Genomic DNA, 11,280 nt, shown 5'->3' with positions numbered 1-11,280 from the left:
AGTTGACTCATCAGCGGGGTCAACCGTAATGTTTCGCGGGTGCTCTACTTCGCCGAGCTGACCTCGCCGCAGGTCGCCGGGCTGTTGACGGCACCGCGGCGGCCTGTCCTGCTGCTGCCGGTTGGCGCGATCGAGCCACACGGCCCCCACGCGCCGCTTGCTACCGACCCGATGATCTCGATCGGCGTCTGCGAACGAGTGGCGGAACGGCTGGCCGACCACCCGTCGATCCGGGCGCTGATCCTGCCGCCACTCCCCTACGGTGTGACACGCTACGCCTCGGCTTTCCCTGGCGCTGTGCACGTCAGCGAGGAGACGCTGTACGCGATCGTCACGGATGTCTGCGGATCGCTGGTCAAGCAGGGTTTCGTGGACATCATCGTGGTGAACAACCACTTCGAGCCGGAGCATGTGGCAACTTTGCGCCGGGCGACGGCGGCCGCGGGCGTGGGGTATCTGGATCTTGTCCGCAGGGCGAACGCGGCCCGGCTGACGCCTGAGTTCCAGTCCGGTTCGTGCCACGCGGGGCAGTACGAGACCTCGCTGGTACTGGCTTCCCGCCCGGATCTTGTCGACCGGGAGACAATGGCCTCGCTGCCGTCCTTTGAGGTCGATATGCCTGCCGCGATGTCCGCTGGGCACAAGGATTTCGTCGCGATGGGGATGGAACAGGCGTACTGCGGCTCGCCCGCTTCGGCCACGGCCGAGGAAGGCGAGCAGACCTATGCCGTGCTTGCCGACATGGTCCTCGAACTGATTGGGGACGTCTGATGCGATATTCGGACATTCCAACGTCGTTCAACATCGCTTCGTACTTTGTGGACCGTAACTCTCCCGACCGTACGGCTTTACTCACTTCTGCCGGTCCGGTTACCTATGGCGAACTGGCTTCGCGGGTCAACCAGATGGGCAACGCTTTGCTTGAACTTGGCGTACGACAAGGTGATCGGGTCCTGTTGGCGTTGAGTGACAGTGTGGACTTCGTCGCTGCTTGGTATGGCGCGCAGAAGATCGGCGCGGTCACGGCTGAGGTGTACACGTATCTCCAGGTCAAGGATTTCAAGTACTACGTGGACTATGTTTCGCCCCGGGCTGTCGTGGCCGATTCGTCAACCTTCTCGAAGATGCGGGAAGCTGGTGCGTCCAATGTGGTCTCTTTGGACGACCCGGTGTTCGGCCGCCAATCGTCTACTTTGGCGGCTGCGCCGACCACAAAGGACGATGTGGCGATCTGGAAGTTCACCACGGGAAGCACGGGCGCTCCCAAGGCTTGCGTGCTGATCGCCCGCAGTCCACTGTTGAGCTTCGCATGGTACGCGCAGGGCGTGCTGGACTTGCAGCCGTCGGACATCGTTCTGCCCGTGCCGAAGCTGTTCTTTGGATACGCAAGGGATCTCACGGCTTTGTTCCCGTTTGGCGTTGGTGCGACTGGGATCGTGTTCCCCGAGCGTAGTACGGTCGAGACACTGTTCTCGCTGATCGCCGAGCACCGGCCGACGGTGCTGGTAAACGTGCCGACCATGATGAGCGCGATGGTTTCGCATCCTTTGGCTTCCTCACAGGACTTCAGCTCGCTGCGACTGTGCACTTCGGCCGGTGAGGCCTTGCCAGCCGAGCTGTACCGGCGCTGGATGGACACTTTCGGCGTGGAAGTGATCGACGGGATCGGCTCGTCGGAGGCATATCACATCTACTTGTCCAACCGGCCTGGTCATTCCCGGCAGGGCAGCCTCGGCCAGGTCGTTCCTGGTTACCAGGCTCAGGTTGTGGACCTGGATGGCGTGCCTGTGCCGGATGGCACTGCTGGTCGTCTGGAAATCACCGGTGAGACTGTGGCGCTGGAGTATTGGCAGGCGCCGGAGAAGTCCGCGGAGACGTTCCCGCGTGCGCACACAGTTCGTTCGGGCGATCTCGTGACTCGTGACGCCGACGGTTTCTTTTACTACCAAGGCCGGGCAGACGATCTGTTGAAGGTCGGCGGGGTCTGGGTCGCGCCCGCGGAGATCGAGAACTGTCTACTGTCACACGACGCTGTCGTCGAGTGCGCGGTCGTCGGGTACCAAGAGGACGGTCTTACTCGTCCGCGCGCCTTTGTTGTCGCGTCTGTGGAAGTTTCCGGTGCGGAGCTGCAGGACTACGTCAAGTCCCGGTTGGCGCCGCACAAATACCCGCGGGACGTTCGATTCGTGTCCGCGTTGCCGAAAACCGCCTCGGGCAAGCTGGATCGCCGAGCGCTGAAAGGAACGAACTGATGGTCTTCCGGGCATCCGCGGGCATTACGTCCTCATGGGACCACTTCGGCTTCTCCGTTGTGGACGGTGTGGCGACGGTGACGTTCTCCCGTCCCGACAAGCTGAACGCGCTGACTTTCGATGTATACGCGGACTTGCGTGATCTGATCCTGGAGTTGCCGCACCGGGGTGATGCCCGGGTGCTCGTGATCACGGGTGAGGGCAGGGGTTTCTGCTCGGGTGGTGACGTCGAGGAGATCATCGGCGAGCTGCAGAAGATGGAACCCGCTGAGCTGCTTGAGTTCACCCGGATGACCGGCGCTGTCGTGAAAGCGTTGCGCGAGTGTCCGTTGCCGGTGATCGCGGCTGTCAATGGCATCGCCGCTGGCGCGGGTTCGGTCATCGCTTTGGCCAGCGACTTCCGTTTGCTGGCGCCGTCGGCTTCTTTTGCTTTCCTGTTCACGAAGGTTGGTCTCGCGGGCGCCGACATGGGTTCGGCTTACCTGCTGCCGCGGCTCGTCGGCCTTGGCCGTGCGACCGAGCTGTTGCTTTTGGGCGACAAGGTGGATGCGGCTACCGCTTTGGGGATTGGCTTGGCTACCAAGGTCGTTGAGGATCTCCCGGCAGAGGCTGCCGCTCTGGCAACGCGGTTGGCTTCGGGGCCTGCTTTGGCGTACTCCACGACCAAGGTCCTGCTCACCCGGGAACTCGACATGGACCTGGGCTCGTCGATCGAACTGGAGGCCATCACGCAGGCGCTGCTGATGAAGTCCGAGGACCACGCCGAGTTCTACGCGGCTTGGACCGCAGGCCGCAAGCCGCGCTGGACCGGCCGCTGATCAACTACGTGAGGGCCTAGTTACGTGCGTTCAACGCCGCGAAGGTGACCTTCACGGCATATCTGTGACCTTGCCTTCGGCCACTTCGACGTGGCGGTTGGTCTCAACCGCTGCCAGCATGCGGCGGTCGTGCGTGACCAGCAGCAGGGTTCCGTTGTACGTGGCCAAAGCGGACTCCAACTGCTCGATCGCTGGCAGGTCCAAGTGGTTCGTCGGCTCGTCCAGCACGAGCAGGTTCACGCCCTTGGCCTGCAACAATGCCAGCGCCGCGCGGGTCCGCTCGCCGGGCGACAGACTCCGGGCCGAGCGGGTCACATGTGCGGCCTTCAAGCCGAACTTGGCCAGCAGTGTTCGCACGTCGGCCGGTGTCCAATCGGGAACGGCCGCATTGAAGGCGTCGATCAGGTTCTCGTTGCCGTCGAACAGGGCGCGCGCCTGATCCACTTCGCCGACAACCACGCCTGGACCGAGGGCTCCGGTGCCCTCGGTGAGGGGTACACGGCCGAGTAGGGCGGCCAGCAGGGTCGATTTGCCCGATCCGTTCGCGCCGGTGATCGCCACGCGGTCCGCCCAGTCGATCTGCAGGTCGACCGGGCCGAGGGTGAAGTCGCCGCGCCTAACGATCGCGTTTCTCAACGTGGCCACGACCGCGCCCGCCCTGGGCGCGGCCGCGATGGTCATCCGCAGCTCCCATTCCTTGCGGGGTTCCTCGACCGTGTCCAGGCGCTCGATCATCCGCTCGGTCTGCCGGACCTTGGACGCCTGCTTCTCGCTGGCCTCGCTGCGGAACTTGCGGCCGAGCTTGTCGTTGTCGCCTGCCTTGCGGCGGGCATTGCGCACACCTTTGTCCATCCAGGACCGTTGAACTTGGGCCCGGGCCTGCAATCCGGCGACTGTGTCGGCGTATTCCTCGTACTGCTGCCGGGCGTGCCGCCGGTCGACTTCCCGCTCGGTCAGGTAGGCCTGGTAGCCGCCACCGTAACTACGGATCTGCTGCTGGGCGAGGTCGAGTTCGACGACCCTGGTGACGGTCCGGTTGAGGAATTCCCGGTCGTGGCTGACCAGGACCGTGCCCGCGCGCAGCTCGGTGACGAACTTCTCCAGCCGTTCGAGGCCTTCCAGGTCGAGGTCGTTGGTCGGCTCGTCGAGCAGGAAGATGTCGTAGCGGCTGAGCAGCAGGGACGCCATTCCGACCCGTGCGGCCTGGCCGCCGGACAGTGCGGTCATCGGCAGGTCCAGGCTCAGCGCGAGGCCTACGTCCTCCATGCGTTCGGTGAGGTCCGCGCCACCGAGGGCTAGCCAGCGTTCCAGGCTGTCGGCGTATACGTCGTCTGCTTGGGGGTCGTCGCCACCGAGCGCCTCTGCCGCCGTGTCCATCGCGTGCTGTGCCTGCGTGACCCCGGTTCGCCTGCCCAGGAACTCCCTGACGGTCTCGCCAGCTCGACGCTCTGGCTCCTGCGGCAGGTAGCCGACGTTCGCCGACGCCGGGCTAAGCCGGACCGATCCCTGCTCAGCGGGGATCAGACCGGCCAGCGTCCGCAGCAAGGTCGACTTGCCAGCGCCGTTGACGCCCACCAGGCCGACCACGTCACCCGGCGCGACAACCAGGTCAAGCCCGGCGAAAAGGACACGATCGCCGTGGCCGGCGGCAAGGTCTTTGGCAACAAGTGTGGCGCTCATCGACAGCGATTATTGCCGAGCGGCAACAATGCGCAGCACACCCGTCAGCATCGGGAGGGTGAACTCGCCCGTGGCGGTTTCGGGCCTGCTCGCGAGGAAGCCACGGATCCGATTGAGCGTCGCTTCCCGTTCCGATTCCGGCATGACCAACATCCCCGCGCGCGTCGCGAGGGTCGCGACCAGCGAGTCGGCCGTGCGTCGCTGTCCGTGCGGGAACTCGGCCTGCTCGGGCGTGCCGGGAAGGTGGGTCGCGGCGCGCCAGGTGCTGAAAGTGTCACGCGGGCCGATGGCCGCGCTTCCACGGACCCGCGCGAGTCCCGCAACCCAGTCGACCCGGTCGCCCATGACGTTCCACAACCCAGCCAGGACGCCGCCGGACGCGAGGACCCTGGCTATCTCCGGCCCCGCGATGGCCATGTCAAACCAGTGCAGAGCGTTCCCGGCCAGCACGGCATCGACGGACGCGTCCGGCAGCGGGATCGCTTCGGCACTCCCGGCAAGGGCACGGACGTGCGGAAGCTCGCGACGCAACTCGGCCAGCATTGCCGGGTCCGGCTCGACGGCGATGACGTCATCTCCCAGCGCACCGGTCAACTTGCCTGTCCCGGCCCCTAGGTCGAGCACTCGAGGGCCAGGCGCGTGCTCCAGTGCCCAGCGCACCGCGGCGGGCGCGCAGTTCGGGCGATGCTCGGCGTACGCGGCCGCCGCTGCGCCGAACGACGACGCCAGATCTCTCACCGGCCTGGAACCTGGAACGTGGTCAGGACGGCGGCGTGGTCGGATGGCCACGCGTTGCCGCGGTGGTTGGGAACCGCCGTCGGCTTGCCCTCTACGACCGTTTTCGAGTCTGCCACGCTCAACATTCCGGCGTAGTACACAAAGTCGATCCGGTCCTGCGGCTCCGGTTCGCCCTTGTGCTCGTCGTGTCCGTAGCCACCGGTGAAGATCGGGTACACGGGCGACCAGGTGTTGCCCAGCGTGCTCACCGGGTTCACCGCTCGGAATGAATCACGCAGTCCAGCCTGTGTCGGCAGGACTGAGGTCGGCCACGGGACCGTGTCGTAGCCGCATCGGTTTGTCCAGTCCAAATGGGACGGAGCGTTGAAGTCTCCGGTCAGCAGCACGGCCGCGCGCGATGCGGCCGCGAGGTCCGGCTTCATTTCCTGCAGGACGCCCTTGATCTGGGGTGTGCGGCCGGACTTTTCCTCGTTGGCCAGCAACTGTTCCTGGGTCATCTTGCCGAAGCATGCGTCGTACGGGCCGTATGGGGTGTAGCCGAGGTGCACGTTCCACACCACGACCTCGTGCCGGTCTTCGAACCGTACCCGCACCTTCATCGCGGCCGCAGGGCCGTCTTTCCGTTCGACGATCGGGTATCGGCTGATCACCCCGAGGTCGCTGCCGGTCTGGTGGTAGTCCCAGCCCAATGCCTCGGCCAGCTCACGCGTGGACGTCGCCGAGGTCTCCTGGAGTCCTACGATGTCCACATCGGACTTGAGCAGGGTCCGCAGCTGCTTTTCCCTGCCGTTGAAGACCTGGCTGCCGCCGTGCCACAGGTTGAAGGTCATCGTCTTGAGCTCCGGCACCAGGCGTGTTCCCGGCGACCGCACCTCGATGCCCACGGTCGCCGTGCTGGTTTCGCCGCTTGCGTTACGCGCCTCGACCCGCAACCACTTGTCGCCTGTGCGCGGCGTTCCGGTGATGTCACCGTTCGCGGATACGTCGATCCACTGGGCGCCACCGGTTTTGCGGAACGTCAGGCCATCGGTGTTTCCACGGACCAGGCCGCGGATTGTCGCCTGGTATGGCGCCGCGGCACGGGCATTGCGCAGGTCGAACGTGTCGGTGATGAAGTGCAGTGGCGCGTTGCTCGTGATGCGCAGTTTCACCGGGGTCGCCAGCCATTGGTAGCCATCCTGGGCCAAGGCGAAGACGATGTAGGTGCCCGGTTCCAGTCCGTCGGTCGGCAGGGTCGCCGTTCCGCTGCCTGCCGTGACGTAGACCCATTTCAGCGACGGGCCAACGTACTTCTCGTTCACCGGACCGTTGCCTGGATCGGTGTAGAGGCCGAGCCAGTTGGTCGCGTTTGGCCTGGGCGTGCTGTAGGTCGCCGTGATCGGTTCACCCGCGCTCACCGTCGTCGACGCCAACGTCAATGTGCCGTCCGGCGCGGCGGAAGCCGGGGCTGTCAGGCCGGTCAGAACCAGGACCGCTGCGATCAGCGGCGTGAGCCAACGCATTTTGCCTCCTCGATCAACGGGATGCAGCCTTAGCCGTGACAATGACCAATTCGTGTACTGCCTATGAAGAGCAGTCGGCGTCAATCCAGCTGTTCGGTGTCCGTGGATCACTATGCTGGCAAGGCCCATTCTGGACCACGAGCGGAAGGATCCGCCATGCTGACGCAGGTCGCCGAAGGTGTGCTGATCCACCAGAGCGAGTTACTCCAGAACAACACCGCTGTCGTGCAGGGCAACGACGGCGTGTTGCTCGTGGACCCCGGGATCACGGGCGACGAAATGCGCTGTCTGGCAAACGATCTTCGTGAGCTGGGGCAGCCCGTTGTGGCGGGCTTCTCGACGCATCCTGACTGGGATCACGTGCTCTGGCATGCCGAACTCGGCGACGTGCCTCGCTATGGCACGGCTCGCTGCGCTGCCTTCATGCAAGACCTCCTCTCCAAAGCGGACTGGAAAGCCCGCGCCGCCGAGGGGTTGCCGCCGGAAATCGCCGACGAAACGCCCCTGGATCTGTTCGGTCGCATCACTGCTCTTCCCGCTGAGGCCGCAGAGATTGCCTGGGATGGCCCTCGGGTTCGGATCATCGAGCATCCCGCGCACGCCCCGGGGCACGCGGCACTGGTGGTCGATGGGGTTCTCGTCGCTGGCGATATGCTCTCCGATCTTTTCGTTCCGATGCTCGACCTTGGCACCGCCAATCCGATCGAGGACTACCTCGTCGGGCTGCGACTGCTCGAGGCCGTTGTGGACGACGTTGACGTCGTCATCCCCGGTCACGGGTCCGTCGGCAGAGGTGCTGAGGTACGCGCACGGATCAACCTCGATCGCGCGTACGTGCACGCCCTGCGTGACGCCCAGGTCCCTGACGACGACCCGCGGATCGGCCCGGCGGCCAAGCCCGGCTGGGAATGGGTGAGCGACATCCACGAAGGGCAGTTCCAGCGCCTCACCCACGGCGACAACTCAAACGGGTAAGACCTCCAAGCTCAGGAGGTCATCACCGGTCACCTTGAGCATCGCGGCGGACCGGGCGTGGTGCAGAGTCGCGCGCACTTCGTCCGGCGTTGCCAATAACTGCTCAGCCAGCCAATCGATCGGGACCGGACGGTCCAGCCATGCGGCCACGGCCGCGATGTCCCTGGCGAACGACTGGAACTGGTGAAGGTCGCTCTGGATGGCGAGTGACGCGATCAAGTCGGACGGTAAGGTCAGCACCTCGCGCGCAAGCGGTTGCGGAGTCACAAGTCGATACTTGCTGCCGTCAAAGGTCAAAAGCCCTGCCGCCACAAAGAAAGTCAGCAGTCCGAGGCGGGTGACCGGCGCGGGAACACCCAACTGGGCGGCGTAACCCGCGATTGTCGCTTCTTCCTCCGCGGCTTGCTTTTCCAGATCGGTGCGACCGGCCGGTGCCGTGAACAGGCGTTCCTCCAACCAGTCAGCGGGCCGTTGATGCTCGACGCCCCACGCAGCCACTTCCTCGACCGTGGCTCCCTGCGAACCAGCCGCGTGCGCCATGATGAACAGCAGTTCCCAAATATGCCAACGGAACACAGTGCTCCAGCCCGAATCCGGTTCGGGCACGGCCGGGCTGCCGCGCTTGAGCCATCTTGGTGGCGCGACTGGTGAAGGCCAGAACTGCAGGCGCCAGGTGTCGCCGAAGTCCTCGCCTTTTCTGCGGGCCACCCGAACTCGGTGCACGCCCGGACCGCTGAGGCGCAAGTCCGGCTGCACCGCAGATCCGGTGAGCATGGCGAACCCCACGACGCCGGACCACGACCGGTACAGCGTCTCCGCGATGTCATCCCACGAGCCGTCCTCCGGCGGCTCGGAATCGTGGCTCTCCAAGGTGACTGTGTGTTCGCCGTCGCCAGCCGACGCCTGTAGCCAGCTGTTTCCACTGCCGGCGAACGTGCCGATCCGGCCAGCCGCCGACCCGTTCTCGTTCAGCACGGACTCCGGCAACTCTGGCCATGAGCCTTCGACCGGTGTGTCCCTGAGGACTATCAGTCCGTACTCAGGGAGGTATTCGTCTTCTAGGTAGGTCTCCAACAACGCCATGCGGACACGCTAGCGGCACCCACCGACAATTTTAGTCCGGCAGGATCCGGGCTGCCGCGATCGTCACGTTGGCGCTGCTGGTCTTCGGCGCAGCCAACTCCACCCGGTTTCCCAGTTCACGCGCGGAAAGCAGCGCCGCAGCCTCGGCAACACTCGCCGTGCCGACCTCATCGGCGACAGCTACCGAAGGATTCGGGACCTCGACGGCCGCCAGTTCGGCTGCCGTGTGGATGGTGATCGGCGGCGTGCAGCCGTCGTCCTCGCCGTGCCAGAAACCCCAGTCCGCCACGGCATCCTGGATTCCGGCTTCGTCGGCCTTCACGTCGATCGTGGCGAACGACCTGACGGCACGCGGGTCCAGATCATGCTCCGACTCGAGCAAAGCCAGCGCGGCCTGGACAGCTTCCTGTGTCACGCCACGGCTCGATCCGACGCCGACGACCAGGGTCTTCGGGATCAACCGGAGCAGTTTTCCCTTGGGCCGCATGGATGGCAGACGGTCGTCGATCAGGACTGTCCACTCTGTACCGTAATTGTCCGGCTGCATGGTCGACGGCAGGTCCGGCAACACGAAACCGAGCGGGTTGAGCAGGCGGATCGGGTCACCGGCAAGGACCGCGGCACCGCATGCTGTTATGTCACCGTCGATCGCGGTGTCGAGGGATTCCACGATCTCGTCGAGCGGGGATTCGCCGACATAGTCCGAAGTCGGGACCGCGGTCAGGTTCAACGTGTCCGCGATCTCCGCGGCCAACATGTTCCCCGCACTGGTCAACGCCACCACGAAACCTTCGTGCACGCAGACGATGCCTGGGTCGTCACGCCGGTTTTCCAGCAATGGCGCCACGAGCCGCGTGACAGCACCCGCGCCCATGAAGAACACCGCCGTCCCCAGCGACGGCCACAGCCGGTGCAGCGCAGGCTTGACGGGACCGTCCACCAGGACCGCGTCGGGCCCGAGGGACAGTGAGGCGGCAGCTTTCTTTCCTTGTGCTGTCGCCGCGAACAGACCGATCACCTAACGCCCCAAACCAGTGTCACCGGATCATCCGCTGCCAGCCGGGTCGAGCCGTCGGAGTTCTCGGTCATCCGCGCCACGCTCAATTGGCAGCCGTCAACACGATAGTCGGCCGACTTCAGCGCCGACCGGGTAGGGCCCACCCGGTCGATCGAGGCAAGGGCGACCACGATGCGCGCCGCGCCAACGGTCGTGCAGGCCCGGACCACGGCCTCGCCTCCGCCGCCAATGAACACCGAATCCGGTGCGGGCAAACCGCTGATCGCAGCCAGCAGTTCGGCCTCGACGACCCGGACATCCACGCCGTAATGACTGGCGTTGGCCATGATTCGCAGGCACTGCATGGGATCGCGCTCGACCGCGAGCACGGCAGCGCCCAGCCGCGCGCACTCCACACCAAGGGCGCCCGATCCAGCGCCAACGTCCCACACCAAGGTCCCAGGGGCGGGAGCGAGACGTGCCAAGGCGAGTGCACGCAGTTCCGGCGACGTCACCATGCCGTCGCGGTGCGAGAAGTCGTCCTCCGGCAACGCCCAGCCGTCGGAAGTCGGTTGTGCGCCAGCGATCCAGCCACGCGCTGGCACCCGCTCCGCTTCCGCGAGGCACACCACGACGTTCACTTCACCCCAGGTTCGCGACGCGCCCTCAGCGGCGTCCACAGTGGACACCTTCTCGTCCGGGCCGCCCAGATCCTCGGCGACGACAAGGGTTCGCCGCCAGCCGCGCAAAGCAAGCGCTAGTGCAGCAGGGCTGAGCCCCAATACCGCGACAGCGGGACGCGCGCGGCACACGTTCAACGCACGCACGGTGTCCGTATCAACCGCGTTGACCACGACAACGTCGTCGGACGGGCGGCCGATCGCGGCCAATACCCGCTGCACGCTCGACACCGCGGGCAACACAGTCAGCCGGACGTTTTTCTCCCGCAGAGACCGGACGACTCCGAAGAATCCGGGATCGCCGTCCGCGAGCACCACCGCGTGCGCGGCGACCGTCAGGTCGGTCACCAGGGACTCGATCGATCCCAGTTCGATGGTCCGTGCTGTGTCCGGCGCGTGTGCGTCCAACTGACGCCGGGTACCGACCACCAGGTCGGCCTCGCCCAACGCGGCCGAGGCACCGGCAGGCAGGGTCTTGCCGTCGACGCCGATCACGGTCACCGTCATTGGTCAGCTCACCCCGTTTCATGAGAGCCGGGGACTACCCTGCCACAT

The 11,280-nt window shown here is 65.5% G+C and carries 10 protein-coding genes; 4 read left to right on the top strand and 6 right to left on the bottom strand.

The window, feature by feature from the left end:
* Positions 1–39: 39 nt before the first annotated feature.
* The 3 genes from LWC34_RS52855 to LWC34_RS52845 are packed head-to-tail and all read left to right on the top strand — an operon-like array spanning position 40 to position 3,070.
* Positions 40–771, top strand: a complete 732-nt coding sequence (locus tag LWC34_RS52855; protein WP_233733953.1) for a creatininase family protein — start codon at positions 40–42, stop codon at positions 769–771.
* Positions 771–2,252, top strand: a complete 1,482-nt coding sequence (locus LWC34_RS52850) for a benzoate-CoA ligase family protein (protein ID WP_233733951.1) — start codon at positions 771–773, stop codon at positions 2,250–2,252. The genes LWC34_RS52855 and LWC34_RS52850 overlap by 1 nt, the downstream gene beginning before the upstream one ends.
* Positions 2,249–3,070 (top strand): enoyl-CoA hydratase family protein, encoded by an 822-nt coding sequence (locus LWC34_RS52845; protein ID WP_233734200.1) that lies wholly within the window; start codon positions 2,249–2,251, stop codon positions 3,068–3,070. The genes LWC34_RS52850 and LWC34_RS52845 overlap by 4 nt, the downstream gene beginning before the upstream one ends.
* Positions 3,071–3,121: 51 nt before the next feature.
* Here the strand turns inward: LWC34_RS52845 and LWC34_RS52840 are convergent, their stop codons facing one another.
* Genes LWC34_RS52840 through LWC34_RS52830 form a run of 3 tightly spaced genes read right to left on the bottom strand, consistent with a single transcriptional unit; the run spans position 3,122 to position 6,990 of the window.
* Positions 3,122–4,750 carry an ABC-F family ATP-binding cassette domain-containing protein gene (locus LWC34_RS52840; protein WP_233733950.1) on the bottom strand — a complete coding sequence of 543 codons (1,629 nt, stop codon included), beginning with the start codon at positions 4,748–4,750 and terminating at the stop codon, positions 3,122–3,124.
* Positions 4,751–4,759: 9 nt separating this feature from the next.
* A complete protein-coding gene (locus LWC34_RS52835; RefSeq protein WP_233733949.1) occupies positions 4,760–5,488 on the bottom strand; it encodes a class I SAM-dependent methyltransferase in 729 nt (242 codons plus the stop codon).
* A complete protein-coding gene (locus LWC34_RS52830) occupies positions 5,485–6,990 on the bottom strand; it encodes an endonuclease/exonuclease/phosphatase family protein (RefSeq protein ID WP_233733948.1) in 1,506 nt (501 codons plus the stop codon). Before LWC34_RS52830 ends, LWC34_RS52835 begins: the two co-directional genes overlap by 4 nt.
* A gap of 156 nt (positions 6,991–7,146) precedes the next feature.
* Between LWC34_RS52830 and LWC34_RS52825 the strand changes: the two genes are divergently transcribed.
* Complete coding sequence (locus tag LWC34_RS52825; RefSeq protein WP_233733947.1) at positions 7,147–7,965, top strand: MBL fold metallo-hydrolase; 819 nt, start codon at positions 7,147–7,149, stop codon at positions 7,963–7,965.
* Here LWC34_RS52825 and LWC34_RS52820 read toward each other — a convergent pair.
* Genes LWC34_RS52820 through LWC34_RS52810 form a run of 3 tightly spaced genes read right to left on the bottom strand, consistent with a single transcriptional unit; the run spans position 7,954 to position 11,232 of the window.
* The gene (locus tag LWC34_RS52820) at positions 7,954–9,048 is read right to left on the bottom strand and encodes a DUF6042 family protein (protein WP_233733946.1); all 1,095 of its coding nucleotides are present in this window, start codon (positions 9,046–9,048) and stop codon (positions 7,954–7,956) included. The genes LWC34_RS52825 and LWC34_RS52820 overlap by 12 nt on opposite strands.
* A 31-nt stretch (positions 9,049–9,079) precedes the next feature.
* Positions 9,080–10,066 carry a cobalamin biosynthesis protein gene (locus tag LWC34_RS52815; RefSeq protein ID WP_233733945.1) on the bottom strand — a complete coding sequence of 329 codons (987 nt, stop codon included), beginning with the start codon at positions 10,064–10,066 and terminating at the stop codon, positions 9,080–9,082.
* On the bottom strand, positions 10,063–11,232 hold the full coding sequence (locus LWC34_RS52810) for a bifunctional cobalt-precorrin-7 (C(5))-methyltransferase/cobalt-precorrin-6B (C(15))-methyltransferase (RefSeq protein WP_233733944.1): 1,170 nt from the start codon (positions 11,230–11,232) through the stop codon (positions 10,063–10,065). The genes LWC34_RS52815 and LWC34_RS52810 overlap by 4 nt, the downstream gene beginning before the upstream one ends.
* Between the last annotated feature and the right edge of the window lie 48 nt (positions 11,233–11,280).

The sequence above is a fragment of the Kibdelosporangium philippinense genome (assembly GCF_021390435.2).
Classification (GTDB): domain Bacteria; phylum Actinomycetota; class Actinomycetes; order Mycobacteriales; family Pseudonocardiaceae; genus Kibdelosporangium; species Kibdelosporangium philippinense.
Note: the sequence above shows the minus strand (reverse complement) of the source record. Positions and strands in the feature narration are given on the sequence as shown.

Coding starts and splice junctions, on each gene's coding strand:
- LWC34_RS52850 (WP_233733951.1), top strand. CDS start 771: ATGCGATATTCGGACATTCCAACGTCGTTCAACATCGCTTCGTACTTT.
- LWC34_RS52840 (WP_233733950.1), bottom strand. CDS start 4,750: ATGAGCGCCACACTTGTTGCCAAAGACCTTGCCGCCGGCCACGGCGAT.
- LWC34_RS52830 (WP_233733948.1), bottom strand. CDS start 6,990: ATGCGTTGGCTCACGCCGCTGATCGCAGCGGTCCTGGTTCTGACCGGC.
- LWC34_RS52825 (WP_233733947.1), top strand. CDS start 7,147: ATGCTGACGCAGGTCGCCGAAGGTGTGCTGATCCACCAGAGCGAGTTA.
- LWC34_RS52820 (WP_233733946.1), bottom strand. CDS start 9,048: ATGGCGTTGTTGGAGACCTACCTAGAAGACGAATACCTCCCTGAGTAC.
- LWC34_RS52810 (WP_233733944.1), bottom strand. CDS start 11,232: ATGACGGTGACCGTGATCGGCGTCGACGGCAAGACCCTGCCTGCCGGT.